Below are 25685 nucleotides of genomic sequence, written 5' to 3'. Positions count from 1 at the left end.
GGCGACTCGTAGCATGGAGGCATGCCCATCTCCGGAGAGATCCACGAACGCGTCGCCTACCCCGGCGGCGTGCCGTCCGGCCTGCCGCTCGTCATCCTGCTGACCGGCTTCACGGACGCGGGATCCGCGGTGTCCGGGCTCATCGATCACCTCGCGGAGACGACGGATCCGCAGCCCGTACTGGTCTTCGACAACGACCTGCTGCTGGACTACCGCGCGCGCCGCCCTGTCCTGACCTTCGATCAGGATCACATCGCCGAGCTCAAGCCCGCCCGGCTGGAGCTGTCGCTCGCGCACGACGCGCTCGGGCGGCCCTTCCTTCTGCTGGCCGGCTACGAGCCCGACTTCGCATGGAACGCCTTCGCCGACGTCGTCCTCGACTTCGCCGCCGAATACGACGTCTCCACCGTCACCTGGGTGCACTCGATCGCGATGCCGGTGCCGCACACGCGGCCGATCGGCGTCACGGCGAGCGGCAACAGGGCGGAGCTCACGGCCGCGCATTCCGTGTGGCGCCCGCGCACCCAGGTGCCGGGCACGGCCGGGCACCTGTTGGAGTACCGCTTCGTGCAGGCGGAGCGCAGCGTCGCGAGCTTCGTGCTGCTCGTGCCGCACTACCTCGCCGACACTGAATACCCGGACGCGGTGCTCACCGCCGCGGAGAAGGTGATGGCGGCCACGGGGCTGGTGCTGCTCACGGACGCGCTGCGGGACAAGCGCACGGAGTATCTCGAGCGGGTGGATGAGCAGGTGCGCGACAACGAGGAGCTCGCGCAGATGGTGCGGACACTCGAGCACCGCTACGACGCCTACATGTCCGGCCTGGACCTCGAGGACGAGGCGCCTGCCGGGTTCGACGAGCGCTCCCTCCCCAGCGCCGATGAGCTGGCCGCGGAGCTGGAGCGCTTCCTGGCGACGCGCCAGAGCGGCGACGAGGACAAGAACGGCCGGATCTGAGCCGATTCCGGGAGTGTCCCGAGAGGATCCACGTGGAACGCGGGATCAGGCACCTGCGCGCGCAGAGTGTGCGATACTTATCCGACGACCCGTTGTCAATACCCATTCCGCAAGGTCTGGGGACTTGACAAGGGTCTTACTAGTGCCCGCAAGGGCACGGGTCGTGAGGCCCGCAGGCCGATAAACCACAGGGCGCCCGCGCAAGCGCTCCGTTGAAAGGCGAGACGTGACGACTGCCACGAAGAAGAACACCCGGACGAAGAACGACCAGGCCGAGCCCGAGGAGGTCGAGGCCCAGGCCGTCGACGCCGCGGAGCCGGCGGCTCCGAAGAAGGCGGCGGCGAAGAAGCCTGCGGCCAAGAGGGCATCCAGAGCGAAGAGCAAAGACGAGGCCGAGGGCGACACGGCCCCCGAGGAGGCCTCCGCCGACGCCGCCGACGACGGCGACGAGGAGGAGGGCGCGAAGCCCGCCTTCACCGAGCCGCTGCCGACCGGTGCCATCCGGATCAGCTCGACCGATGAGGACGATGTCCCCGTCTACTCGACGCAGATCACCGGCGCCACCGCCGACCCGGTCAAGGACTACCTGAAGCAGATCGGAAAGGTCGCTCTGCTGAACGCGGCCGAAGAGGTCGAGCTCGCGATGCGGATCGAAGCCGGTCTGTTCGCCGAGGAGAAGCTCTCGGCGATGTCGGCGGCCGAGAAGACCGGTCAGCTCGGACTCGACCTGCAGTGGGTCGCCCGCGACGGCCAGCGTGCCAAGAGCCACCTGCTCGGCGCCAACCTGCGCCTCGTCGTCTCTCTCGCGAAGCGCTACACGGGTCGCGGAATGCAGTTCCTGGATCTCATCCAGGAGGGCAACCTCGGCCTCATTCGCGCGGTCGAGAAGTTCGACTACACCAAGGGCTTCAAGTTCTCGACCTATGCGACGTGGTGGATCCGCCAGGCCATCACCCGTGCCATGGCCGACCAGGCCCGCACCATCCGCATCCCCGTGCACATGGTCGAGGTCATCAACAAGCTCGCCCGCGTGCAGCGGCAGATGCTGCAGGATCTCGGACGCGAACCCACTCCGGAGGAGCTGAGCCGCGAGCTCGACATGACCCCGGAGAAGGTCATCGAGGTGCAGAAGTACGGCCGCGAGCCGATCTCGCTGCACACCCCGCTCGGCGAGGACGGCGACAGCGAGTTCGGCGACCTCATCGAGGACACCGAGGCGGTCGTCCCGGCCGACGCGGTGGGCTTCACGATGCTGCAGCGTCAGCTCGAGCAGCTTCTGGACTCGCTGTCGGAGCGCGAGGCGGGCGTGATCCGCATGCGCTTCGGCCTGGGCGACGGTCAGCCCAAGACGCTCGACCAGATCGGCGACACCTTCGGCGTGACCCGCGAGCGGATCCGTCAGATCGAGTCGAAGACGATGGCGAAGCTGCGGCACCCGAGCCGTTCGCAGTCGCTGCGGGACTACCTCGAGTGAGCGCGGCGGCGAAGCCCAACGACGGCAAGAACCTCGAGATCTCGGTCGAGGGCGCGCGCTGGCTGCGGATTCCGATCCGCACCAAGGTGGTCATGCCGGGCGACGTGCTCGCGGACGTCGTCACCGAGTACGCCGCGGGTGAGGTGCAGAAGGGCGACCTCCTCTTCATCACCGAGAAGATCATCGGCATCACCCAGGGCCGGTCGTTCCTGCTCGAGGAGATCCAGCCGCGCAGGCTCGCGTTCTTCCTGTCGAAGTACGTGACGCGCACGCCCTACGGCATCGGCCTCGGCATGCCCGAGACGATGGAGATGGCGCTGCGGGAGTGCGGGACGCCCCGGATCCTGTTCGCGGCGGCGGTGTCCGCCGTGACCAAGGCGTTCGGTCGCCGCGGCGACTTCTACCGGATCGCCGGTGAGAAGGCGCGCGCGATCGACGGGCCGACCGAGGGCACGATGCCCCCGTACGACCGCTCGGTGGTGCTGGGGCCGGCGCGCCCGCGCGAGGTGGCGCACGAGATGCAGCAGCTGATCGGCGGCGTGTGCGACGTCGCCGTGGTCGACATCAACGACCTCGGCGGCAACATCCTCGGCTCGACGCTCGAGAAGGCCGCCGAGAAGCGCCTCGTCGCGATCCTCAAGGACAACCCGCTCGGCCAGGGCACGGAGTCGACGCCGATGGGCATCATCCGCCCGGCCTGACCCTTCGTCTCGTCGCTACGCTCCTCGCTCAGGGACCGATGCTCCGGTCCCTGAGCGAGCGCGCCGTCGCTACGCTGCTCGCTCAGAGACCGATGCTCCGGTCCCTGAGCGAGCGCAGCGAGACGAAGGGCGCTTGTGCTCAGAACTTGATGGCGGCCTGGTACCGCGGCTTGTGACCCGTGCGGATGCCCGAGACGCTCGGCTTGTTCTCGTAGACGCCGGCGCCCCAGTTGCCCTCCACGAGCACGGGGCCGTCCGGGCCGACCACGATGTCCCATCCGACGTACTGCACCTGCGGCACGACGCGGGCGACCTGATCCACGAACGCCTTGACCTCGTCGATCATCGGCAGCTGGAAGTCGGCGATGCGGAAGCCGGAGTCGGGGTGCCGCTCGTGCACGTGCCCGTGCGAGTCGTAGCCGGCGCTCACGGCGTGGCCGTCCTCGTCGAGCATCGTGTAGAAGCCGCCGAAGGACATCTGATCGCTGACCTCGCCGCGGCCGAACTTCTGGGCCATCGCGAGGATGTGGGTCTTCTCGCCGTCGAAGAACGCCGTCACGCGGGTCGTGTTGACCGTGCCGGGGCAGACCGCGGCGAGGTCGGGGTGCTGCCGGATGACCTCCTCGACGAGCAGACGGCCCTGTCCGAGCAGGTCGGCGTGGAACGCATCCCAGTCGGAGATGTCGGCGGCGTGGTAGCGGAACACGCCGGATCCTGCCTGTCCCATCGGCGTCTTCACGATGACGGTGCCCTGGCGCTCCACGAACGCGCGCAGTTCCTCGGCGTTCCCGGACTTCACGACCATCCACTCGCGACGGAGGAACTCCGAGAACTTCTCGTCGAACTCGATCTTGTCGTGGAACAGGTGCCGGTAGTCGGGGTGTGCGTAGCGCTCCGAGATCTGGTTCGACACCGGGTGCGTCATGTAGGTCGCCCGCTCGGCGCGGTTCAGGATCGCGAAGTCGTAGTCGATGTAATCCTGGAACCCGACGTTGTGGCGGCCGGCCGACCACAGCATGTCCACCACGACGGCGGGGACGGCCTTGCCGTGCTGCGCGGACGCCTCCTTGGCGCGCTCGATCACCGAGCCGACGTTGATGCGACGGGCGCGCTCGGCGAGATAGCCGAGACGGGACTTGAGGCCGAGGCCGTTCGAGGGCATGCGTACTCCGGGTCGAGGGATCGGGAACCGGTCCATTCTAGGCGGCCCGCCTCCGAGACCCCCGGGTGCGGACCGGGCGGGCGGGTCCGGACGGAAGGGCGCGGGTAGGGTGGAACGGTGAACGAGCCGCTCCCCGCCACTCCGCCGCGGAGCGCGATGCTGCGTTCAGTGATCTCCCGATCGGCGCTCGAGGCCGGGGCCTCGGCCGCCCTCGCCGTCGGGGGAGCGGGCATCGCCGATCTCCGCGGCGACGCCTGGGGGCATGGACTCGTCGACGTCGCACGCGTCGTGGTCTCGGCTGGGGCGCGCAGCGTGCGCGTGGACGGCGAGGCCGAGGTCGCCCTGCTGCGGGCGCACGGCCTCGCGGCGACCTGCACCGAGGCTCCGGACCTGGATCCGCACCTGCTGTACGGTCTGCCCGACGCGGACGGAGCCCTGGCCGGCCACCCCGTGATGCGCGTGGCGGGGCGGGTGCTCTCGACCAAGGACATCGCGGCCGGCGGCGGCGTCTCCTACGGCTACATCCATCGCGCTCCGGCGGACTCGCGCCTCGCCCTCGTCACGGGCGGCTATGCACAGGGCGTCGTGCGAGCGCTCGGCAGTCGGGCTTCGGTCGAGATCGACGGACTCGTGCACCCGATCGTCGGCCGGATCGCCATGGACGTGTGCGTCGTCGACATCGGCACGGCCGACGTCGGCGCGGGTGCCGAGGCGACCTACTTCGGCGGACGCGGGCCGATGCGGACCGGAGTCGCGGAGTGGGCGCGGATCACCGGAATGGGCGTCGACGAACTCGTGGCCGTCGTGGGGCAGCGGACGGAGCGTTCATGGGAGGCATGACCGGACCCGTGCTGCGGGCCGACGAAGCGGTGCTGCGCGCCAACATCGCGGCGGTGACCGCGCGCGTCGCCCCGTCCACGCTGATGATGGTGGTCAAGGACGACGGCTACGGGCTCGGCGCGACCTGGGCGGCGCGCGTCGCCGCAGACGCGGGCGTCGGCTGGTTCGGCGCCTACGACATCCCCACCGCGCTCCGGCTGCGCGACGAGATCGGCGCCGCTCCGCGGCTGTTCGCCTGGGCCACCTCGCTCGACGAGGAGATCGACGCTGCCCTCCGCGCGGAGGTGGATCTCGGCGTCGGGACCCTGGACTACCTGCGCCGCGTGATCGCCCGCGCCACCGCCCTCGGCGCCGTGGCGCGCCTCCATCTCAAGATCGACACGGGGTTGCACCGCAACGGACTCTCGGCCGAGGAATGGGACGAGGGCGTCGCGTCGGCCCTGCGCGCGCAGGAAGCGGGGCACGTCCTGCTCGTGGGCGCCTGGAGCCATCTCGCCGAGGCGAGCGACGAGGAGGACGATGCCGCGCAAGCCCGCTTCCTCGACGCCGTGCGCCGCGCCGGCGATCTCGGCGCCGAGCTGCCCTATCGGCACCTCACCGCTTCGGCCGCGACCTGGGCCCGCCCCGAACTGCGCGGCTCGCTCGTGCGCGTCGGCGCCTTCTGCTTCGGCGTGCGCTCCGCCGACGGACCCGACCTGCCGGGGATCGCGCCCGTCGCCGAGCTCGTGGCATCGGTGCGGGAGGTCGACGGCGGCGACGTGGTCGTCGGCGCCGGATCCTTCGACGGGCTGCCGAGCGTCCTCGCCAGCCGCGTGCAGGTCGGCACTCCCGCGGGTGCGCGAGCGCTCCTGGCCGTGGGGCCGGACACCGCGCGCATCGCGGGGTGGGACGGCGCCGCCGTCGGCGACGAAATCGTCCTCTTCGGCCGCGGCCTGCACGGGGAGTCCTCGCCGACGACCCTCGCGGAGGCGATCGGCACGGTGGGCGAGGAGATCCTCTGCCGGCTCACGCCGCACGTGCGGCGCGAGTACCGCTGAGTGCGGTGTCGGATCGGCGGGCAGGTCGGCCCGTGGATCCGGTCGCACACATGAAAACGCCCGATGTCGCAGGACACCGGGCGTTTCTGTCTGGGGGAGCGGATCAGGACTCGAGCAGTCGCGACGTCTCGTCGTGCCAGCTCGTGGCCACCGCACGGAGCTTCTCTTCGTACTTGCGTCCGTGGTGGGCGCAGAACAGCAGCTCGCTGCCGTTGACCTCGGCGGCGATGTAGGCCTGGGCTCCGCAGGAGTCGCATCGGTCCATCGCCGTGAGGCGGGGGATGACTGTGCTATCCCGTTCGGTCGTCGCGTTCATCTCGATGCCTCCTCGTTGTTCGGGTCCGCTGTGTGGAGTGTCCTCAATACAACCACGCAGAGCTGAGAGTCATGCCCGCGAGACGGCGTGTTTCGCTCACCGCGTACGCGCCCGGTGACGAGCGGGTGACGGCAAGGAGTGTCGTCGGGGCGGCGTCCCTGCTCCTCGATACGATGGGGGATTGTGACAGCCGAGTATTCCGCCCATCACCTCCAGGTCCTCGAGGGGCTCGAGGCCGTCCGCAAGCGGCCCGGAATGTACATCGGCTCGAACGGTTCGCCCGGCCTCATGCACTGCCTCTGGGAGATCATCGACAACTCCGTCGACGAGGCGGTCGCGGGCAACGGCTCGAAGATCGACATCATCCTGCATCCCGACGGCAGCGTCGAGGTGCACGACCGCGGCCGCGGCATCCCCGTCGACGTCGAGCCGCGCACCGGCCTCACCGGCGTCGAGGTCGTCTTCACCAAGCTGCACGCGGGCGGCAAGTTCGGCGGTGGCTCCTACGCCGCCTCCGGCGGCCTGCACGGCGTGGGCGCGTCCGTCGTGAACGCCCTGTCCGAGCGGCTCGACGTCGAGGTCGACCGCGGCGGCAAGGTCTACGCGATGTCGTTCCGCCGTGGCGAGCCGGGGATCTTCACGGATGCGGGGGAGAAGCGACCGGACGCCCCCTTCACGCCGTTCCAGGACAACAGCGAGCTGCGCGTGATCGGCAAGGCGGCGCGGGGCGTGACCGGCACCCGGATCCGTTACTGGGCCGACCGGCAGATCTTCACGAAGGACGCGGCTTTCCAGCTCGCCGACCTCGAGACCCGCGCGCGGCAGACCGCGTTCCTCGTGCCGGGTCTCGAACTCGTCGTCCGGGACGAGCGCGCCTCGACGGCCGCGGCGTCGCAGGACGGCGTCGGAGGCGAGACCGCCACCGGTGCCGTGGAAGCGGTGAACGAGACCTCGTACCACTACGAGGGCGGCATCGCGGAGTTCGTCGAGTACCTCGCCATCGACGCGCCGGTGACGGACACCTGGCGCGTGCAGGGCGAAGGCACCTTCAAGGAGACCGTGCCGGTGCTGCAGCCTGACGGCCACATGGTCGCGACCGAGGTGGAGCGCGTCTGCGCGGTCGACATCGCCCTGCGCTGGGGGACCGGCTACGACACGAGCATGCGTTCGTTCGTCAACATCATCGCCACGCCCAAGGGCGGGACGCATCAGCAGGGCTTCGAGCAGGAGCTCCTCAAGGTGCTGCGCGCCCAGGTCGAGCAGAATGCGCGCCGTCTGAAGGCCGGCAACGACAAGATCGAGAAGGACGACGTTCTCGCGGGGCTCACCGCCGTGCTGACGGTCAACGTCCCCGAGCCGCAGTTCGAGGGGCAGACCAAGGAGGTCCTCGGCACGCCGGCCGTGCGCACGATCGTTGCGCAGGTGGTGCGCAAGGCGCTCGGCGAGCGCTTCGCCTCGACCAAGCGCGACGACAAGAACCAGGCGTCGATGCTGCTGGACAAGATCGTCGCCGAGATGAAGGCGCGGGTCTCCGCGCGCGCCCACAAGGAGACCCAGCGCCGCAAGAACGCGCTGGAGTCCTCCTCCCTGCCCGCCAAGCTCGTCGACTGCCGGTCCACCGACATCACGCAGACCGAGCTGTTCATCGTCGAGGGCGACTCCGCCCTCGGCACGGCCAAGCACGCCCGCACGAGCGAGTACCAGGCGCTCCTGCCCATCCGCGGCAAGATCCTGAACGTGCAGAAGGCATCCGTCAGCGACATGCTGTCGAATCTGGAGTGCGCGTCCATCATCCAGGTGATCGGCGCCGGCTCCGGTCGCTCCTTCGACCTCTCCACCGCGCGTTACGGGAAGATCATCCTGATGAGCGACGCGGACGTCGACGGCGCGCATATCCGCACCCTGCTGCTGACGCTGTTCTACCGGTACATGCGCCCGCTCATCGAGGACGGTCGGGTCTTCGCCGCCGTGCCCCCGCTGCACCGCGTCATCGTGATGAACCCCGGATCCAAGCCGAACGAGACGATCTACACGTATAGCGAGGGCGAGCTGCACACGCTGCTCGCGAAGCTGCGCAAGCAGAACAAGCGCTGGCACGAGCCGATCCAGCGGTACAAGGGCCTCGGCGAGATGGATGCCGAGCAGCTCGCCTCCACCACGATGGATCGCTCCGGCCGTCTGCTGCGGCGCGTGCGCATGGAGGATGCCGAGGCGGCGGGCCGCGTGTTCGAACTCCTCATGGGCAACGAGGTCGCCCCGCGGCGCGAGTTCATCATCGATTCCTCGGACCGCCTGGCGCGCGACGCCATCGACGCCTGATGGGCGCGCTGCTGCCGGATGTCGTGCTGCGCGCGGCCTATCCGGATGACGTGGAGGTCGTGGCGGCCCTGAAGGAGCGCGTCCTGCGCCGGGATCTGGAGCCTCTCGTCGGGTGGGATCCTGACAGGTCGCGCGCCAGGGTCGTCGAGCACTTCTCTCCGGAGCACACCCGCATGATCCTGCTCGACGGGGAGGTGGCGGGCACGATCACGCTGCGGCCCGACGGCGACGAGTCCTGGCTGGAGATGTTCTACCTGGACGAGCAGCATCAGGGGCGCGGGATCGGATCCGCCGTGCTGCGCGCGGTGCTCGTGGAGGTTCCCGCCGAGCGCCCACTGCGCCTGCAGGTGCTCGTCGGATCGGCCGCGCGACGGCTGTACGAGCGGCACGGCTTCGTCGCCGAGCACGACGACGGGATCGACGTCTGGATGCGCCGGGCTCCGGGCGGGTCTGTCGCCGTGACGGCGACGCCTTGACAGACTGAGACGATGGTCGCCGTCGTCTCCGCTCCCACGAACCTGGGGCTCCGCCCTCCCGTGCGCGGCGGTGTGCCGGGCACCGCCAAGGCCCCGGAAGCGCTCCGCGAGGCCGGGCTGCACCGTCTCCTGCACGCGCAGGGTGCGATCGACGGCGGCGTCGTGCTGCCGGGCCGCTACGTCGACGACGACGGGCGCCGGCCCGCGGGCACGATCCGCAACCAGGCCGCGATCGTCGAGCACGCCCGCCGTCTGGCGCACCGGCTGTTCGAGATCCGCGAGGCCGGCGAGGCGCCGCTCGTGCTCGGCGGGGACTGCAGCCTGGCGATCGCCGCAGGTCTCGCGACCCGGGTCGGCGGGGGCGGAGGGCTCGTGCACATCGACGGGCACACCGATTTCCGCCATCCGGGCAACAGCGACGGCGTCGCGAGCCTCGCCGGGGAGGACCTCGCCGCCGCGATCGGGATGCATCTGCCGGACCTCACCGACATCGACGGGCTCGGTCCGTACTTCCCGGCCAGGAGCACCGCGCACATCGGCTGCCGGTACGAGGATCCGCATGCCGAGGAGCTGCGGGGTATCATCGGCCTCGTGGTTCCTGCCGACGACGTCATCCTGCACGGCGGCGCCAGGGCCGCGTCGCGGGTGCGCGCGCTCGAGGGTCTGGAGCGCGGCTACTGGATCCAGGTCGACGTCGATGTGCTCGACCCGCGTCACGTGCCGGCCGTCGACAGTCCGGACCCTGGCGGCCTCGCGCCGGAGGAGCTGATCGGGCTGCTCGCCGCGCTCGCACCGCACGCCTGGGGCGCCGCGGTGACGGTGTTCGATCCGGATCTGGATCCGGACGGCGCGCATGCCCGCACGGTGGCCAGGGTGGTGGCGGAAGGGTTCGCAGACCTCGGGGCCGCGCTCGGGCAGGAGTAGCCGCCTGCCGTCGGGGGCCGGCGCTTGCCGTCGTCCGTCCGCTTCGAGGAAGCCTCAGCCCGCGGTGCCGTTGCCGTTCGAGCACGTCTGCTGCGCGGCCGACTGCCCGGAGATGTTCTGGGGCAGCGCGACGGGTCCGGCGCTCGCACCAGGGGTCGGCGTCGTGCCGGCGGAGGCATCGGGGCGCGCGTCGGTCGGCGTCTCGGTCGCGGAGACGACGGCATCGCGCTGACCGGTGACCTGGATCGGCTGATTCGCCGCGAGCGCTGCCCACAGCTGATCGGCGCTCTCATAGTCCGGCACGACTTTGACGCCGGGGTTGTCCGGGTCGTCCTGCACCGGGTAGTTCACGAAGTTGACCTGGTCCAGCGGCACGTCCTTCATCGCCAGCGCGATCTGCACGAGCAGCGTCGGGCTGGTCAGCTTGGCGCTCGGGGTCACGTTCGACATCACGGTGTTCGCGAGCCTGAGCAGGGTGCCGGGGTTGCCGAGCACCTCTCTCGACATCATCTTGCGCGCGAGCGAGGACATGTACACCTGCTGGTTGCTGCCGCGACTGAGATCCCCGTTGTCGCCCACGCCGTGACGGACGCGCAGGAACTGCAGCGCCCAGTAGCCCTGCAGGGTGTGCGTGCCGGGCCCCAGTTCGAGCTGGGTGTTGTCCGGGTCGCTGATGCCGTTCGCGACGCAGACGTCGACGCCGCCGATCGCATCCGTGATCTTCATCACGCCGCCCCAGGTGACCTTTGCGGCGAACTGGATGTCGAGGCCGGAGACCTTGCTGATCGCGCGGGCGACGCACGCCAGCCCGTTCTTCGGACCGCCGATGCCGATGGCCATGTTGAGTGCTTCCTTCGAGCGCTCGTCGCTGGCGTTGCCGTCGGAGTCCGTGCAGGACGGGATCGCGATCATGAGATCGCGCGGGAAGGTGACGACCGTGACCCGGCGCGGGCTGTCGGAGATGTGCAGGACGAGGTTCGTGTCGTTGCGCTCGCCTCCGTTCTCCGGGTCGGAGCAGCGGTCCCCGAAGTCGGCCTTGAAATCGTCTTCGCACACATCGCTGCCGACGAGCAGCATGTTCACGCCGCCCTCGATCGCGCCGATGTCCGGTGGGACCGACTCATCGCCGTCCAGGGCGACCGCCTTGTCACTGAAGGTCTGCCCGAGGTCGTACGCGACGTAGGACGCGACGGCGACGCCGGAGACGAGCAGCACCGCCGCGGCGACGCCGAGCATTGTCAGGAGCTGGCTCCAGGCGCCTGGGCGTTGCAGCTGGCCGTGGCCGGCGACGGGTCGTCGGGATCGGGGCGTCATCCTCACATGGTGCCGGTCACGGCGAGGAGGGGCAAATCGCGACGGGGCGGCCAGAGGGGATCCGCCTGGCGTCGGCCCGCGATCAGAACAGTGTGTCGTCCCAGCGTGCGCGGATCGCGTCGAGCGTGTCGTCGAGGGAGAGTCCGGTCGTGTCCAACCGCAGGCCCGGCGCGCGGAACGCGTCCTGCGCCTCTCTGAGGTGCGCCCACTGCTCGGCGACGTGCTTGTCCCGCGCCGCATCGCGGCCGGCGATCGTCTCCGCCGTCGCGGTGAGGAGCACGAACCTCAGCGGCAGAGCGATCGTCGCGCGATACTGCTCCAGGAGCTCCGGCCAGAGCACGACGTCGGAGATCGCGACATCGAATCCGGCGTCGGCGAAATTGCGGGCGAGGTCGGCGATGTTCCGCCGGCGGAGCGCCAGCTGCCGCTCGGCCTCCTCCGCGGGCTCCTGGCCCGGTGCCACGAGGCCGGAGAGGAGGAACGCCTCTCCGATCTGGTCGGTGTCGAGATGCGCTCCGCGGGCCGCACGCGTCGCGAGTTCACGGGCGATCGTCGTCTTGCCGACGCCGGGAAGCCCCGAGACGATCAGGATCGAACCGCTCATGCGCCCAGTGCGGCGCCGATCGAGCCGATGACGCCGTCGATGGGCTGCCCCGAACCGTCGCGCTTGGCGCCGGCCTCCGGGAGATCGCGTGCGGATCCGTCAGGACCGACCGCGAGCGCGGGTTCGACGCCGACCCAGGCCAGGGTCAGGCGGTCCTCGCCCTTCAGGAAGGCGTGCGCCCTGACACCGCCGGTCGCGCGGCCCTTGCCGGGGAACTCCGCGAACCGCGACGACTTGGCGCGCCCGGGGTCCGTGCCGGGGATCATGCCCGCGGCGCCGGACACGGTCACGACGAGGGCGTCCTCATCCTGTGCAAGCACGGAGAAGGCGATCACCTCGGCCTTCGCGCCGAGTTTGATGCCGGCCATGCCGCCGGCCGGAGCGCCCTGCGGGCGCACACCGGCCGCCGGGAAGTGCAGCAGCTGCGCATCGCTCGTGACGAACACCAGCTCGGCGTCGTCGCTCGCGGCGCCGGCGCCGACGACCGCATCGCCCGGCTTCATGCCGATGATCTCGAGCTCGGGCTTGACCGCGAGGGATGACGGCACCACGCGTTTCACGACACCCGTGCGGGTGCCCAGCGCGATCGGCGTGTCGTCGTCGAACCGCACGAGCGCGAGGATCCGCTCGCTCTTGTCGAGCAGCCCGATGTAGTCGCGCAACGGCACGCCGGCGGCGAGATGCACCGACGCGGGCGGCACGGACGGAAGGTCCATCGCGGTGAAGCGCAGCACGCGCCCGGCCGTCGTGATCGCGCCGATCTCGGTGCGGGTCGTGGTGGCGAGCGTCGCGAGGATCGCGTCGTGCTTGCTGCGGCGCGTGGCGGGGGAGAGCTCCTGACCGGGCTCGAGATCCACCCGCACGGCTCGACCGGTCGTGGACAGCACCACCGTGGTGGGCGCGTCGGCGATCTGCGTGTCGACGGGGCCCTTGGTCGCGCGTGCCTTGGGAGGAGCGGCGTTCAGCAGCAGGGTGCGGCGAGGGGTTCCGTACGCCTCGGCCGCCGCGTCGAGCTCGGTCGCGACCTGGCCGCGCAGCAGGACCTCGCTGCCGAGCAGCTCCTGCAGCGCGGCGATCTCCGCGAGGAGCGCATCGCGCTCGGCCTCCAGCTCGATGCGGGAGAACTTGGTCAGGCGCCGCAGACGCAGCTCGAGGATGTACTCGGCCTGCCGCTCGCTGAGGTCGAAGACGCTCTGCAGACGGGTGCGGGCCTGCTCCGAGTCGTCCGAGGAGCGGATGACCTGGATGACCTCGTCGATGTCGAGGATCGCGATGAGGAGCCCCTCGACCAGGTGCAGGCGCTCCTCGCGGCGGGCCAGGCGGAACCGGCTGCGTCGCGTGACGACCTCGAGGCGATGCCGCACATAGACGCTGAGCAGCTCCTTGAGCCCGAGCGTGCGCGGCTGCCCATCCACGAGGGCGACGTTGTTGATGCTGAACGAGTCCTCGATCGGCGTGAGGCGGTACAGCTGCTCGAGCACGGCGTTCGGGTCGAAACCGGTCTTGATGCCGATCTGGATCCGCATGCCGTGGTTGCGGTCGGTGAGGTCGTTGACATCGCTGATGCCCTGGAGCTTCTTCGCCTGCACGGCATCGCGGATCTTCTCGATCACGCGTTCCGGGCCGACCATGTACGGCAGCTCGGTGACGACGATGCCGGTGCGGCGCGGTCCGAGCGGCTCGATCGAGACCTTGCCGCGCACCTTGAACGCTCCGCGGCCGTTCGCATAGGCGTCGCGGACGCCGTCGAGGCCCATCACGATGCCGCCGGACGGGAAGTCGGGGCCCGGGACGAACTCCATGAGTTCCTCGGTCGTCGCCTCGGGGTGCTCGAGCAGGTGGATCGCCGCCGCGACGACCTCGATGAGGTTGTGCGGCGCCATGTTGGTCGCCATGCCGACGGCGATCCCGCTCGCGCCGTTGACGAGCAGGTTCGGGAACGCGGCCGGCAGCACCGAGGGCTGCTGGAACTGACCGTCGTAGTTGGGGACGAAGTCGACCACGTCCTCGTCCAGGCTCTCGGTGAGCGCGAGAGAGGACGGTGCGAGACGAGCCTCCGTGTACCGGGAGGCGGCGGGGCCGTCGTCGAGCGATCCGAAGTTGCCGTGCCCGTCGACGAGGGGCAGACGCAGCGCGAACGGCTGCGCGAGGCGCACGAGGGCGTCGTAGATCGCGGAGTCGCCGTGCGGGTGCAGCTTGCCCATGACGTCGCCGACGACGCGCGCGCTCTTCACATGGCCGCGATCCGGGCGCAGGCCCATCTCCGCCATCTGGAACAGGATCCGGCGCTGCACCGGCTTGAGGCCGTCGCGCGCATCGGGGAGGGCGCGGGAGTAGATGACCGAGTACGCGTACTCCAGGAAGGATCCCTGCATCTCGCTCGACAGATCGATGTCCTGGATGCGCTCTTCGATCGGCTCGGGCGGCGTGGTCGTGCGGGGCATGGGCTTCCTGCGGGTCTCGGGCGGCGGCGGAGCGGTTCTCGACGCCGGAGCCGTGCCGGGCTCTGTGGGAGACTGGCTCGGATGACCCTCATGCTACCGGCGATCCCGCCGTCGTCCCGGAGCATCACCGGGGTGGCGCACGACCTGTTCGGCGCCCTGGACGGCCGCGACGGCGTGCTGCCGGCCGTGCGGTCGGTCGTGCTCGTGGTCATGGACGGCCTCGGCGCGATCCCGTTGCGGGGTCATGCGGGTCATGCCCGGCGGCTGACCGGCGCGATGACGAAGAAGGACGTGCTCTCCAGCGTGTTCCCGTCCACGACCGCGGCCGCGCTCACGAGCCTGCTCACCGGAGTGGATCCGGGACGGCACGGACTGGTCGGGTACGAGGTCAGGGACCCACGCACCGGCGTGCTCGTGAACCAGCTCTCCGGCTGGGAGAAGGCGCGCGTGGATCCTGCCGACTGGCAGCGCACGCCCACCGTCTTCGAGACCGCGGTCGGGGCGGGGCGGCCGGCGTTCGCCGTGGGACTCGCCGAGTACTCCGGTAGCGGCTTCTCCGCAGCGACTCTGCGCGGCGCCGCGTTCCGGTCCGCGCGCACAGCGGCGGAGCGCGTCGCGCTGGCCCTGAGCCTCGCCGAGGAGCACGAGGGGTCACTCGTGTACTGCTACCTCCCCGAGGTCGACAAGGCTGGGCACAAGCACGGCATGGCCTCCGCGGAATGGGTGAATGCGCTCGAGGAGCTGGATGCGGCGATCCCCGCGCACCTGCCCGACGGCGTGGGCGTGCTCGTCACCGCCGACCATGGCATGGTCGACGTCCCGCGCACGCGGCATCTCATCCTCGAGGGGCGCAGCGGTCTCCACGACGGCGTCACGGCGATCGCGGGGGAGCCGCGCATGCTGCACGTCTACCTGGAGGATCCCGCCCGCACCGACGAGATCGCGGCCACGTGGACCGCAGGGGTCGAAGGCGCCGCGGACGTGTACACGAGGGCGCAGGCCGTCGAGGGCGGGTTGTTCGGATCCGCGCCCACCGCCGAGGCACGGGAGCGGATCGGCGATCTCGTCGTACCGGCGCGTGGACTGTGGGCGCTGTACGACGGCACGGCCGAGGATCAGCGCTCGCAGGGCATGATCGGCCAGCACGGCTCGCTCACCCCGGAGGAGCTGCGCGTGCCGCTGCTCCGCTTCGGCGCGTTCGCGCGCTGAGCGGCCTCCGACCGAGAGCGGGGCACCTGCCACCGCGGGCTGCGCCCGAACGCGTCAGTCGTCGCTGCGCGCCCCGAACACGATCTCGTCCCACGACGGCATCTCGCGCCGGCGACGGCGCGGTCCCGAGTCGGCGTCGATCGCCACGGGGGCGGGTGACTCCTCGGGCTCGGCATCAGGCTCGTAGCCGGGCTCGAGCGCCTCGAACAGGGCGAGCGGGCGGGTGTCCTCCGGCTCCTCCTCGACCGAGGGACGCGCTTCGCGCTGGCCACGGCGGCGGCGCAGGGCCTCCAGCAGATCCGCCGTGTCCGACGGGGTCGACGGGGCGAAGGACGCGCTGCGCGTCGCCGCCTCCTGGGCGTTCGACGAGGTCTGCGGGTGACGTGCGGACCGCGGCTCCGGGGCCTCGGCGACGCCGTCGTCCTCGACGGCGGCGGGAGCGGCAGGGGCGGGGACGAGACGAGGCCCGAAAGCTCCGGAGTCGAAGCGGGTGTCGTCCTTGTACGGAGACGAGCGCTCCTTGTCGAGCGCGCGGAGCCGGGGGATCAGGCCCTCGGGCAGAGCGCCCTGACGGGAGAGCTGCGTGGCGTCGGCGTTGAGCGGCGCGAGCGCGCTGCGGCGTGGGTCGAAGCTCCATCGCGCGTCGTGTTCGACGTCGTTCGCACGGAACTCGAGCTTGATCACCCAGCCTGTGTCGTCCTTCCAGCTCGCCCACCGCTCGTCGGCGGCGGCGAGCTCGGCGAGCTTGGCGCGGATGGCCACGCCGAAGGTCGGCTGCGCATCCGGCTCGACCTCGCTGCCGATCAGCACGGGCACGGCGAGGGCCTGGCCGACGACGTGCTCGCGCTCGGCGAGCACGGGGCTCTCGAAGCGCTGCACCGCCTCGAGGGCGACGCCGAGCAGCTCGGCGACCTCGGCGGCGGACATCCCGGCGCGGATGTGCGCCTGGATCTCGCGAGGACTCGCGGCCAGCGGCGGCGCCTTCTCCTCGCGACCCGCCTTGGCCCGGCGCAGTTCCGCGCGCAGCACCTCGTCGATCGGGAGGGCGAATCGCTCTCCCGACTCGGTGGCGAGGACGAGGACGTCGTCTTCCGCGCCGACGATCGTGACGTGTTCCATGGCTTCAGCCCCTCAGAATGAGTGTCGGTTCATGGTGTCATGCATGGCGTGCACGGCCGGGAATATCGCGGGCGCGCCGCCAGTTCTGATGCGCAGAGAGAGTGGCATTTGCGATTTGGACGCATGTCATGCAAACTATGGGCCGCCGAACACCCCCGGCACCCGCCACTCGCAGGATGAAAGTGGAGATCCACCCCATGGCAACCGATTACGACGCCCCGCGCAAGAGCGAAGACGAGAGCGAGTCGATCGAGGCTCTCAAGGAGCGCGTCCCCGACAAGCTGTCGGGCTCGATCGACGTCGAGGACTCGGACAACCCTGGCGGATTCGACCTCCCGGGAGCCGACCTCTCCGACGTCGAGCTCGACGTCGTGGTGCTGCCCCCGCAGGAAGACGAGTTCACCTGTGTCAGCTGCTTCCTCGTGAAGCATCGTTCGCAGCTCGACCACGAGGACAAGACCGGCCCGATCTGCAAGGAATGCGCTGCCTGATCCCTCGTCGCTGCTCGCGCCCGGACCTTCTCGGTTCCGGGCGCGTTCTGCGTTCGTGGGCGTCTGCCGTCAGCGAACGCGGATCCGAGACGGCGGAGTCGTGCGGGTTTCGGTTCAGGCCGGCGGGTTCGCCGAGGCGCGGGCCGCGTCGATCGCGGCCGCCAGGCGGTCCGGCGTGCGGGAGGAGATCGTCCAACTCGGCGCGGGGTCTGCCGGATCCGTGTTGGGCACGACGACCACGCCGTCGATGCCGCCGCGGATGAGATGCCAGCCGCGGGCGGGAAGGCCGGGACCGCGCGCCTGACGCGCCTCCTCACCCGTGCGGATCTCCGGCTCGCCCAGCCAGGAGGCGTCGATCCAGGCGCGGCCGGCGCGCAGCACGTCCTGCTCGACCGCGACGCTCGGGGACCCGGCGATCATCAGGGCGATGATCGCGAGCGTCGCGACGACGCCGATGACGAGTGCGATCCCGGACCCCGCCGGCACGAAGACGAGCGTCAGCATGGGACCGCCGAGGGCCGCGGCGAGGAACAGCCACAGGCTCGGTGCGAGACGTTCGCGGTAGCGGACGGCCGCTGACGGGGCCCCGGCTTCGCGTGCTGCGTTCTGCATTAGCCTCTTTCCGTGACCGATTCCGTGGACGTTCCCATTATCGCGCCCCAGCTTCCCGTCTACGCCCACCCCGGCGACGCAGGGGCCGACCTCGTCTCGACTCAGGCCCTGCGGCTCGAGCCGGGACAGCGCGCCCTCGTGGGCACCGGCGTGAGCATCGCTCTTCCCGAGGGTTTCGCGGCCTTCGTGGTGCCGCGCAGCGGGCTCGCCGCGAAGCACGGCATCACCGTGGTCAACTCCCCGGGCACGGTCGACGCGGGCTATCGCGGCGAGATCAAGGTGAGCCTGCTGAACACGGACAGCAATGCGGCGTACGATGTCGCGGTCGGTGATCGGATCGCCCAGCTGATCGTCATGCCCGTCACCCGAGCCCGGTTCATCCCGGTCGACGCGCTGGACGAGTCGGTGCGCGGAGCAGGCGGATTCGGATCCACCGGCTATCAGACCCAGAGCCAGGAGAACGCATGAGTGACGACACCACGTCCGGGATCGAGCCCGTGGACGACGCCCTGCAGGCGCCCGTCCGCGACCGCGCGGTCGAGGGCCCGTTCGATGAGAGCGAGGCCAACCCGGTCCGTCCCTACATCGACCTCGGCGCGATCAAGATCCTCCCGCGCGAGGGACTGAACCTGCGCCTCGAGGTGGAGGAGCAGACCCAGCGCATCGTCGCCGTGGGCCTCGACTACGCCGATTCGACCCTTCAGGTGCAGCCGTTCGCGGCGCCGCGAACGAGCGGTCTCTGGGACGAGACCCGTGCGCAGATCCAGGAGCAGATCGCTCAGCAGGGCGGCAGCGTGACCGAGCGCGAGGGCGCGCTCGGTTCCGAGCTGCTGGCCGAGATCCCCGCCGTCGCCGGCGACACCGCGGTGACCCGGCTCGCCCGGTTCGTGGGCATCGATGGCCCGCGCTGGTTCCTGCGGGGCGTGATCGGCGGAGCCGCCGCATCCGACGAGTCCGCGGCCGCCGCCGTCGAGGATCTGTTCCGTTCGATCGTCGTGGTCCGCGGCGGGGCGCCCATGCCACCGCGCGACCTCATCCCGCTGCGCATGCCCGCAGCCCCCGGCACGGCGTGAGCGCGTCGCGGCCGGAGGAGCCGGAGCGCGCGTCCACGGAGCAGTATGCTCCGCCGCCGGCGCCCGACGCCGCGCAGAGCCTCGGAGCAGCACTCGGCGGGGCCGCGCAGCGCCTGGGCATCGACCCGACGTCGGGAGCGAGCACTGGGCACGTCGTGTGGAGCGCGATGGGCGGATGGCGCGGGGTCCTTGAGTCCGTGCTGCCCAGCGCCGCATTCCTCGTCATCTTCACGCTGCGACCGGATCCGCTCTGGCTGTCGTTGGTCGTGTCGGTCGGGCTCGCGGCCGTCTTCTCGGTGATCCGTCTGCTGCAGCGCTCGCCCGCCGCCTCGGCGCTCGGCGGACTCGTCGCGGTCGCGGTCGCCGCCGGCCTCGCGCTGTGGACCGGCCGCGGTCAGGACAACTTCGTCCCCGGCTTCTTCACCAATGCGATCTACGGCACTGTGCTGCTCGTCTCGGCGCTCGTCGGATGGGCACTCATCGGCCTCGCCGCGGGCTTCCTCATGGGCGACGTACGCGGCTGGCGGACCGACAAGCGCAAGCGCCGCGCGTTCTTCTGGATCACGGTCGCCTGGGCGGCGCTGTTCTACGCGCGGCTGGGCGTCCAGCTGCCGCTGTACTTCTCCGGGAACGTGCAGGCGCTGGGCACGTTGAAGCTCGTCATGGGGCTTCCGCTGTTCGCGCCGATGGTCGCGGTGACGTGGTTGCTGGTGCGCGCGCTGTACCCGCCGGAGCAGGACTCCGGCACGCGCCAGGAGTGAATCCTCGCTCCGCCCGCCATGCTAGATTTATCTTGACGTCAAGATAAATCGACACCTTTCGCTCGTCTGTCCGCGAGAGCAGACTGGTAAGGCCCGCCTTGCTAGCCGCGCGGGGGAGCGGGCGAGCAAGATGGAGTCGCCTGTCGCTTCCATCCGAACAGAAGGAGACGGATCCGTGTCCACGGTGAACAGCTTCGGTGCCAAGAGCACCCTGACGGTCGGCAGCACCGACTACGAGATCTTCCGGATCGACACGGTCGAAGGTTTCGAGAGGCTCCCGTTCAGCCTCAAGGTCCTCCTGGAGAACCTGCTTCGCACCGAGGACGGCGCGAACGTGACGAAGGCTCAGATCGAGGCTCTCGGCTCCTGGGACCCGGCGGCGCAGCCCGACACGGAGATCCAGTTCACGCCGGCGCGCGTCGTCATGCAGGACTTCACCGGCGTGCCCTGCATCGTCGACCTGGCCACCATGCGCGAGGCCGTCACGGCGCTCGGCGGCGACCCGAACAAGATCAACCCGCTGTCTCCGGCCGAGATGGTCATCGACCACTCCGTGATCGCCGACCTGTTCGGACGCCCGGACGCGATCGAGCGCAACGTCGAGATCGAGTACGAGCGCAACGGCGAGCGCTACCAGTTCCTGCGCTGGGGGCAGACCGCGTTCGACGACTTCAAGGTCGTCCCCCCTGGCACCGGCATCGTGCACCAGGTCAACATCGAGCACCTGGCCAAGGTCATCTACGACCGCTCCGTCGACGGCGTGCTGCGCGCCTACCCCGACACCTGCGTCGGCACCGACTCGCACACCACCATGGTCAACGGCCTCGGCGTGCTGGGCTGGGGCGTCGGCGGCATCGAGGCCGAGGCGGCCATGCTCGGTCAGCCCGTCTCGATGCTGATCCCGCGTGTCGTCGGTTTCAAGCTGACCGGTGCGATTCCGGCCGCCGTGACGGCGACCGACGTCGTGCTCACGATCACCGACATGCTCCGCAAGCACGGCGTGGTCGGCAAGTTCGTCGAGTTCTACGGCGAGGGCGTCGCCTCCGTCCCTCTCGCGAACCGCGCCACGATCGGCAACATGTCGCCGGAGTTCGGCTCCACCGCCGCGATCTTCCCGATCGACGACGTGACGCTCGACTACCTGCGCCTCACCGGCCGCGACGAGCAGGCCGTCGCCCTCGTCGAGGCGTACGCCAAGGAGCAGAAGCTCTGGCACGACGCCGCCCACGAGCCGAAGTTCAGCGAATACCTCGAGCTCGACCTGTCCACGGTCGTGCCGTCGATCGCCGGCCCGAAGCGCCCGCAGGACCGGATCCTGCTCTCCGAGTCGAAGGCGCAGTTCGAGAAGGACATCCTGAACTATGTGACGGGCCCGATCGACATCAACGACTCCGGGTCCTTCCCCGCGTCGGACCCGGGGTCCGTCCCCGGCGAAGAGGTCGAGACCAACGAGATCCCCACGCTGTCCTCGGGGTCCCCGAAGGCCGCGTCCAAGCCGGTCAAGGTGAAGACCCCGGACGGGCAGAAGTACATCCTCGACAACGGTGCGGTGACGCTCGCCGCGATCACTTCGTGCACCAACACGTCGAACCCGTCGGTCATGATCGCTGCCGGACTTCTCGCCCGCAAGGCGCGCGAGAAGGGCCTGAAGCAGAAGCCGTGGGTGAAGACCACGCTCGGCCCCGGCTCGAAGGTCGTCACCGACTACTACGAGAAGTCCGGTCTCGACAAGGACCTCGAGGGCCTCGGCTTCTACACGGTCGGCTACGGCTGCACGATCTGCATCGGAAACTCCGGTCCGCTGATCGACGAGGTCTCCGCCGCGATCAACGAGCACGACCTCGCGGTCACGGCTGTCCTCTCCGGAAACCGCAACTTCGAGGGCCGGATCAGCCCCGACGTGAAGATGAACTACCTCGCCAGTCCGCCGCTTGTCGTCGCCTACGCTCTGGCCGGCTCGATGAACTTCGATTTCGAGACCCAGGCGCTCGGCACCGACCCCGAGGGCAACGACGTCTTTCTCAAGGACGTCTGGCCGGACCCGATCGAGGTCCAGCAGATCATCGACTCGTCGATCTCGCGCGACCAGTTCATCAAGCAGTACGCCACCGTGTTCGATGGCGACGAGCGCTGGACGAGCCTGCCCACCCCGACCGGTCCGATCTTCGAGTGGGATGCGGACTCGACCTACGTGCGGAAGGCGCCGTACTTCGACGGCATGCAGGCTGAACCTGCCCCGGTCACCGACATCTCCGGCGCCCGCGTGCTCGCGACGCTCGGCGACTCGGTCACGACCGACCACATCTCGCCGGCCGGCAACATCAAGGCGGGCACGCCCGCCGCCCAGTACCTCACGGAGCACGGCGTCGCGCAGAAGGACTTCAACTCCTACGGCTCGCGCCGTGGCAACCACGAGGTCATGATCCGCGGCACGTTCGCCAACATCCGCCTGAAGAACGCGCTGGTCAAGGCCGTCAACGACGGTCAGCAGATCGAGGGCGGCTACACGCGTGACTTCACGCAGCCGGGCGGTCCGCAGGCGTACATCTTCGACGCCTCGACCAACTACCAGGAGCAGGGCACCCCGCTGGTCATCTTCGGCGGCAAGGAGTACGGATCCGGATCCTCCCGCGACTGGGCGGCGAAGGGCACCAACCTCCTCGGCGTCAAGGCGGTCATCACCGAGAGCTTCGAGCGGATCCACCGCTCGAACCTCATCGGCATGGGCGTCGTCCCGCTGCAGTTCCCGGCGGGCGAGTCGTGGGAGTCGCTCGGCCTCGACGGCACCGAGATCGTCTCGATCGAGGGCCTGGAGGAGCTGAACAACGGCACCACCCCGAAGACGGTCAAAGTCACCGCGACCCCGAGCGAGTTCTCGCCCGAGGGCAAGCAGCCCATCGAGTTCGACGCGGTCGTCCGCATCGACACCCCCGGTGAGGCGGACTACTACCGCAACGGCGGCATCCTGCAGTACGTGCTGCGTTCGCTGGTCTGATCCACGCGCACGAACGGGGCCGGTTCCTTCGGGAGCCGGCCCCGTTCGCGTCTCCGGCTCGCGGCGTGCGCGTGCGACGCCTGCGCGGCTGCGCGACCTCGCGATGCGGGCGCTGATCCGGGAACCGATCGTCCCCGGCGTGGCGCGGCCGCGCCGGCGTCGCACGATTCCGCAGCAGAGAGAGCCCTTTCGCCGGGGCGAGGCCCGACCTCAGGCAGTCGGCCCGACGTACCGGGAGGAGGGGCGGAGGATCTTGCCGTCCTGCACCTGCTCGCGGGCGTGCGCGCCCCAGCCGATCAGACGGGCAGAGGCGAACGTCGGCGTGAACAGCTCCCGGGGGATCCCGCACGCCTCCATGACGACCGCGGCGTAGAGCTCGACGTTGGTGCGCAGGGCGCGGCCGGGCTTGAGTTCGTCCAGCACGCGCAGCACGGTCTGTTCCACCGTCACGGCGAGGTCGACGCGGTCCGAAGCCAGCCCGTCGGCACGCAGCTGCTGGGCGACGCCGCGCAGCAGACGCGAACGGGGATCCTCGGTGCGATAGACCGCGTGCCCGAAGCCCATGATCCGCCCGCCGCTCTGGACACGATCGCGCACCCATGCCTCGGCGTGCTCGGGGGTGCCGATCTCGTCCAGCATGTCCAGGGTGCGCGCGGGCGCACCGCCGTGCAGCGGGCCAGACAGTGCGCCGAGTGCGCCGCCGACGCACGAGGCGAGATCGGCGCCGGTGGATGCGATCACCCGCGCCGTGAACGTCGAGGCGTTGAAACCGTGATCGATCGCCGCTGTCAGATACGTGCCGAGGGCGGTGGCGAGCCTGGCATCGGGTGTCGTGTCGGTGAGCATGCGCAGGTAGTCGGAGACGGGGTCGAGATCGGCGTCCGGTGCGATCGGGTCCTGCCCTCGACTCCACCGGTGCAGCGCGGCGATCAGCGAGGGCGCGACGGCCGCGAGACGGATCGCATCCTCGATCCGTTCCTCGTCCGTCTCGTCGTAGAGGGCGCGTCTGCCGTCGGCGGCCGAGACGAGAGCGAGCCCGGTGCGCAGCTGGGCCATGGGATCCAGGCCCGACGCGGCGATCGCCGACAGCGGTCCGTGCAGACTCTCCGGGATCGTCCGCGCTGCGGCGGTGCGAGCACGGAAGGTGGCGGTGTCGGCCTCGTGCCGGGGCAGCGCGCCGAGTGCGACAAGGCTCCAGGCGTCCTCGAAGCGCGCCGCGGCGGCCAGCTCCACGCCCGAGACACCCCGGTAGTGGAAGAAGCCCTCCTCGCCGCGCACGTCGCCGATCGCGGTCTCCGCGACCACGACGTTCGTGAGCCCTCGCGGGACGTCGATGAGATGCGTGTCGTTGCGCGCGATGGTGATGGCCATGTCGGCTCCTCTCTGGCGAGTCGCGGGTGGCGGCTCTGTGCTCCTCTGAACCGCGATGCGGCCCTTCGCTCACGATGCATAATGGATCCCGATATCGTCAATGTTGATCGAATCAATGAGAGGGGCGGGATGGACTCGCTCACGGCGGCGCAGACCGCGGCGCGCCTCGGCGTGCGGACCGAGACGCTGTACGCCTATGTCTCCCGGGGGCTGATCGCACGGGAGCGCGGTGCACACGGCTCCCTGTTCGACCCCCTCGAAGTCGAGCGCTTCGCGCGTGCTCGTCGCCGGGTGACTTCGCCGTCGCACGGCGCCGCACGTCCGGCCGGAGCCGATGGGAGCCCGCTCGCGGTGATCGACACCGACATCGCCCTGATTGAGGACGGCGAGCTCTGGATCCGCGGCGTGCCGATCGACGAGCTGATCGCGGGGGAGGGCGAGGCTCCGCGGTTCGACGCCGTCGTGCGCTGGCTCTTCGCGCGCACGGACCTGCCGCAGCGGGATGCTCTTCCGCTCGAAGGGCCGAGGAGCGCTGCGTCGGGCCGGGTGCTCGCAGCGCTGCCGCCCGAAGCCGGAGCGTTCAGCCGTCTGCTCGCAGCGGTGGCGGCCCTCGCGGCGGAAGATCCGGAGCGCTACGACCTCCGTGCGGACACGGTGGCCCGGGTCGCGCCCCGTCTCGTCGCCGGGCTCGTGGATGCGCTCCCGCTGCTCGGCACGGAGAACGGCAGGATCGGTGGAGCGTCATCGGGGGCCGGCCTGCCTGTCGCCGCACGTCTCTGGCCCCGTCTCACCGCGCTGCCCGCGACGCCTGACCGCGTGCGGGTGCTGGACGCCGCGCTCGTTCTCCTCGTCGACCACGACATGGCCGCGTCGACCCTCGCCGCGCGTGCCGCGGCGTCGGCGCGTGCGCATCCCTACGCCGTCGTGGCGGCGGGGTTCGGCGCGCTCGACTCCGCTCTGCACGGTGCGGTGAGCGCCGCGGTGCACGCCCTCCTGCGACAGGTACGGGACGGTGCGGATCCCGCGGCAGCGGTGGCGACTGCGACGCGTCTGGGCGGCGCGGGGATCCCCGGATTCGGGCAGCTGCTGTATCCCGAGGGCGACCCACGGGCGCGGCTGCTGCTCGGACTGATGCGGGAGACGACGGATCCGCAGGCCGAGGCCGCACTCCGTGTGGCGGATCGGGTCAGCGCGGTCGTGCACGCCAGGACCGGTCTTCATCCCAGCGTCGATCTGGCGCTGGCCGTGATGGCGCTGGCCTGGGAGATGCACGCCGACGCGGGGGAGACGGTGTTCGCGGTCGCGCGCTCCGCGGGCTGGTGCGCGCACGCGCAGGACGAGTACGGCCGCGCCCCGTTGCGGCTGCGGCCGATCGGACACTACGTCGGCCCGGATGCGGCGGATCTCCAGCGGCCCGGGAGTATTGCTCGGTAGGCTGGATCGGTGCTGCGGGCCCCGGCTCGCCGCCCACTATTGGCTTCAGGAG

Annotated in this window: 23 protein-coding genes; 15 read left to right on the top strand and 8 right to left on the bottom strand. The window is 70.3% G+C overall.

What is annotated here, in order from left to right:
- Positions 1-21: 21 nt before the first annotated feature.
- The 3 genes from ACFC1J_RS03350 to ACFC1J_RS03340 all read left to right on the top strand — a co-directional run bounded on the left by ACFC1J_RS03350 (position 22) and on the right by ACFC1J_RS03340 (position 3132).
- Complete coding sequence (locus ACFC1J_RS03350; RefSeq protein WP_375902429.1) at positions 22-957, top strand: proteasome assembly chaperone family protein; 936 nt, start codon at positions 22-24, stop codon at positions 955-957.
- A 226-nt stretch (positions 958-1183) separates the two neighbouring features.
- Complete coding sequence (locus ACFC1J_RS03345) at positions 1184-2431, top strand: RNA polymerase sigma factor (protein WP_375902428.1); 1248 nt, start codon at positions 1184-1186, stop codon at positions 2429-2431.
- A complete protein-coding gene (locus ACFC1J_RS03340; protein ID WP_375902426.1) occupies positions 2428-3132 on the top strand; it encodes a coenzyme F420-0:L-glutamate ligase in 705 nt (234 codons plus the stop codon). Before ACFC1J_RS03345 ends, ACFC1J_RS03340 begins: the two co-directional genes overlap by 4 nt.
- A gap of 139 nt (positions 3133-3271) precedes the next feature.
- Here the strand turns inward: ACFC1J_RS03340 and ACFC1J_RS03335 are convergent, their stop codons facing one another.
- On the bottom strand, positions 3272-4294 hold the full coding sequence (locus ACFC1J_RS03335; protein ID WP_375902424.1) for a sugar-transfer associated ATP-grasp domain-containing protein: 1023 nt from the start codon (positions 4292-4294) through the stop codon (positions 3272-3274).
- A 117-nt stretch (positions 4295-4411) separates the two neighbouring features.
- Here ACFC1J_RS03335 and ACFC1J_RS03330 point away from each other — a divergent pair, with 117 nt between their 5' ends.
- Positions 4412-5134: an alanine racemase gene (locus ACFC1J_RS03330; RefSeq protein ID WP_375902422.1), complete on the top strand. Its 723-nt coding sequence runs from the start codon at positions 4412-4414 to the stop codon at positions 5132-5134.
- Complete coding sequence (locus ACFC1J_RS03325; protein WP_375902421.1) at positions 5131-6171, top strand: alanine racemase; 1041 nt, start codon at positions 5131-5133, stop codon at positions 6169-6171. Before ACFC1J_RS03330 ends, ACFC1J_RS03325 begins: the two co-directional genes overlap by 4 nt.
- Before the next feature lie 103 nt (positions 6172-6274).
- Here the strand turns inward: ACFC1J_RS03325 and ACFC1J_RS03320 are convergent, their stop codons facing one another.
- Positions 6275-6487, bottom strand: coding sequence for a hypothetical protein (locus tag ACFC1J_RS03320; protein WP_045272992.1), 213 nt, complete (start codon positions 6485-6487; stop codon positions 6275-6277).
- A gap of 183 nt (positions 6488-6670) precedes the next feature.
- On the opposite strand from ACFC1J_RS03320, the gene ACFC1J_RS03315 reads away from it, so the two are divergent.
- From ACFC1J_RS03315 to ACFC1J_RS03305, 3 genes are read left to right on the top strand one after another with little or no spacing between them, the layout of a single operon-like run.
- Positions 6671-8806 (top strand): type IIA DNA topoisomerase subunit B, encoded by a 2136-nt coding sequence (locus ACFC1J_RS03315; RefSeq protein ID WP_375902419.1) that lies wholly within the window; start codon positions 6671-6673, stop codon positions 8804-8806.
- Entirely contained in the window at positions 8806-9282 is a 477-nt protein-coding gene (locus ACFC1J_RS03310) for a GNAT family N-acetyltransferase (RefSeq protein ID WP_375902417.1), read from the top strand. Before ACFC1J_RS03315 ends, ACFC1J_RS03310 begins: the two co-directional genes overlap by 1 nt.
- A 12-nt stretch (positions 9283-9294) precedes the next feature.
- A complete protein-coding gene (locus ACFC1J_RS03305; RefSeq protein ID WP_375902415.1) occupies positions 9295-10206 on the top strand; it encodes an arginase family protein in 912 nt (303 codons plus the stop codon).
- Positions 10207-10260: 54 nt separating this feature from the next.
- Here ACFC1J_RS03305 and ACFC1J_RS03300 read toward each other — a convergent pair whose 3' ends face one another.
- The 3 genes from ACFC1J_RS03300 to ACFC1J_RS03290 form a co-directional block, all read right to left on the bottom strand.
- Positions 10261-11520 carry an LCP family protein gene (locus ACFC1J_RS03300; RefSeq protein WP_375902413.1) on the bottom strand — a complete coding sequence of 420 codons (1260 nt, stop codon included), beginning with the start codon at positions 11518-11520 and terminating at the stop codon, positions 10261-10263.
- Between the two features lie 82 nt (positions 11521-11602).
- A complete protein-coding gene (locus ACFC1J_RS03295; protein ID WP_375902411.1) occupies positions 11603-12124 on the bottom strand; it encodes an AAA family ATPase in 522 nt (173 codons plus the stop codon).
- Complete coding sequence (locus tag ACFC1J_RS03290) at positions 12121-14568, bottom strand: DNA topoisomerase (ATP-hydrolyzing) subunit A (protein ID WP_375902409.1); 2448 nt, start codon at positions 14566-14568, stop codon at positions 12121-12123. The genes ACFC1J_RS03295 and ACFC1J_RS03290 overlap by 4 nt, the downstream gene beginning before the upstream one ends.
- A gap of 81 nt (positions 14569-14649) precedes the next feature.
- Between ACFC1J_RS03290 and ACFC1J_RS03285 the strand changes: the two genes are divergently transcribed.
- Positions 14650-15777: an alkaline phosphatase family protein gene (locus ACFC1J_RS03285; protein ID WP_375902407.1), complete on the top strand. Its 1128-nt coding sequence runs from the start codon at positions 14650-14652 to the stop codon at positions 15775-15777.
- 54 nt (positions 15778-15831) lie between these two features.
- On the opposite strand, the gene sepH is transcribed toward ACFC1J_RS03285, so the two are convergent.
- Positions 15832-16896: a septation protein SepH gene (gene sepH, locus ACFC1J_RS03280; protein WP_375902405.1), complete on the bottom strand. Its 1065-nt coding sequence runs from the start codon at positions 16894-16896 to the stop codon at positions 15832-15834.
- Positions 16897-17093: 197 nt separating this feature from the next.
- On the opposite strand from sepH, the gene ACFC1J_RS03275 reads away from it, so the two are divergent.
- Positions 17094-17387, top strand: coding sequence for a DUF4193 domain-containing protein (locus tag ACFC1J_RS03275; protein WP_292717846.1), 294 nt, complete (start codon positions 17094-17096; stop codon positions 17385-17387).
- A gap of 114 nt (positions 17388-17501) precedes the next feature.
- Here ACFC1J_RS03275 and ACFC1J_RS03270 read toward each other — a convergent pair whose 3' ends face one another.
- On the bottom strand, positions 17502-17999 hold the full coding sequence (locus ACFC1J_RS03270; protein ID WP_375902403.1) for a DUF3093 domain-containing protein: 498 nt from the start codon (positions 17997-17999) through the stop codon (positions 17502-17504).
- 12 nt (positions 18000-18011) lie between these two features.
- Here ACFC1J_RS03270 and dut point away from each other — a divergent pair, with 12 nt between their 5' ends.
- The 4 genes from dut (at position 18012) to acnA (ending at position 22828) form a co-directional block, all read left to right on the top strand.
- Complete coding sequence (gene dut, locus ACFC1J_RS03265) at positions 18012-18467, top strand: dUTP diphosphatase (protein WP_375902401.1); 456 nt, start codon at positions 18012-18014, stop codon at positions 18465-18467.
- Positions 18464-19072, top strand: a complete 609-nt coding sequence (locus ACFC1J_RS03260; protein ID WP_375902399.1) for a DUF3710 domain-containing protein — start codon at positions 18464-18466, stop codon at positions 19070-19072. Before dut ends, ACFC1J_RS03260 begins: the two co-directional genes overlap by 4 nt.
- Complete coding sequence (locus tag ACFC1J_RS03255; RefSeq protein WP_375902398.1) at positions 19069-19833, top strand: DUF3159 domain-containing protein; 765 nt, start codon at positions 19069-19071, stop codon at positions 19831-19833. Before ACFC1J_RS03260 ends, ACFC1J_RS03255 begins: the two co-directional genes overlap by 4 nt.
- A 175-nt stretch (positions 19834-20008) precedes the next feature.
- A complete protein-coding gene (gene acnA, locus ACFC1J_RS03250) occupies positions 20009-22828 on the top strand; it encodes an aconitate hydratase AcnA (protein ID WP_375902396.1) in 2820 nt (939 codons plus the stop codon).
- Between the two features lie 210 nt (positions 22829-23038).
- Here acnA and ACFC1J_RS03245 read toward each other — a convergent pair whose 3' ends face one another.
- Complete coding sequence (locus ACFC1J_RS03245; RefSeq protein WP_375902395.1) at positions 23039-24199, bottom strand: citrate synthase; 1161 nt, start codon at positions 24197-24199, stop codon at positions 23039-23041.
- 129 nt (positions 24200-24328) lie between these two features.
- Here ACFC1J_RS03245 and ACFC1J_RS03240 point away from each other — a divergent pair, with 129 nt between their 5' ends.
- Positions 24329-25633 (top strand): citrate/2-methylcitrate synthase, encoded by a 1305-nt coding sequence (locus tag ACFC1J_RS03240; protein ID WP_375902394.1) that lies wholly within the window; start codon positions 24329-24331, stop codon positions 25631-25633.
- Positions 25634-25685: the final 52 nt, after the last annotated feature.

It is taken from the genome of Microbacterium sp. NPDC056052 (genome assembly GCF_042266785.1).
Lineage (GTDB): Bacteria > Actinomycetota > Actinomycetes > Actinomycetales > Microbacteriaceae > Microbacterium.
This window is presented reverse-complemented; position numbering and strand designations above follow the sequence as displayed.

Excerpts from the sequence above, each read along its gene's own strand:
- ACFC1J_RS03335 (WP_375902424.1), bottom strand. The coding sequence starts at position 4,294 with ATGCCCTCGAACGGCCTCGGCCTCAAGTCCCGTCTCGGCTATCTCGCC.
- ACFC1J_RS03270 (WP_375902403.1), bottom strand. The coding sequence starts at position 17,999 with ATGCAGAACGCAGCACGCGAAGCCGGGGCCCCGTCAGCGGCCGTCCGC.
- ACFC1J_RS03350 (WP_375902429.1), top strand. The coding sequence starts at position 22 with ATGCCCATCTCCGGAGAGATCCACGAACGCGTCGCCTACCCCGGCGGC.
- ACFC1J_RS03295 (WP_375902411.1), bottom strand. The coding sequence starts at position 12,124 with ATGAGCGGTTCGATCCTGATCGTCTCGGGGCTTCCCGGCGTCGGCAAG.
- ACFC1J_RS03325 (WP_375902421.1), top strand. The coding sequence starts at position 5,131 with ATGACCGGACCCGTGCTGCGGGCCGACGAAGCGGTGCTGCGCGCCAAC.
- ACFC1J_RS03275 (WP_292717846.1), top strand. The coding sequence starts at position 17,094 with ATGGCAACCGATTACGACGCCCCGCGCAAGAGCGAAGACGAGAGCGAG.
- ACFC1J_RS03320 (WP_045272992.1), bottom strand. The coding sequence starts at position 6,487 with ATGAACGCGACGACCGAACGGGATAGCACAGTCATCCCCCGCCTCACG.
- ACFC1J_RS03310 (WP_375902417.1), top strand. The coding sequence starts at position 8,806 with ATGGGCGCGCTGCTGCCGGATGTCGTGCTGCGCGCGGCCTATCCGGAT.
- sepH (WP_375902405.1), bottom strand. The coding sequence starts at position 16,896 with ATGGAACACGTCACGATCGTCGGCGCGGAAGACGACGTCCTCGTCCTC.
- ACFC1J_RS03305 (WP_375902415.1), top strand. The coding sequence starts at position 9,295 with ATGGTCGCCGTCGTCTCCGCTCCCACGAACCTGGGGCTCCGCCCTCCC.
- ACFC1J_RS03240 (WP_375902394.1), top strand. The coding sequence starts at position 24,329 with ATGGACTCGCTCACGGCGGCGCAGACCGCGGCGCGCCTCGGCGTGCGG.
- ACFC1J_RS03290 (WP_375902409.1), bottom strand. The coding sequence starts at position 14,568 with ATGCCCCGCACGACCACGCCGCCCGAGCCGATCGAAGAGCGCATCCAG.
- ACFC1J_RS03260 (WP_375902399.1), top strand. The coding sequence starts at position 18,464 with ATGAGTGACGACACCACGTCCGGGATCGAGCCCGTGGACGACGCCCTG.
- ACFC1J_RS03245 (WP_375902395.1), bottom strand. The coding sequence starts at position 24,199 with ATGGCCATCACCATCGCGCGCAACGACACGCATCTCATCGACGTCCCG.
- ACFC1J_RS03285 (WP_375902407.1), top strand. The coding sequence starts at position 14,650 with ATGACCCTCATGCTACCGGCGATCCCGCCGTCGTCCCGGAGCATCACC.
- ACFC1J_RS03300 (WP_375902413.1), bottom strand. The coding sequence starts at position 11,520 with ATGACGCCCCGATCCCGACGACCCGTCGCCGGCCACGGCCAGCTGCAA.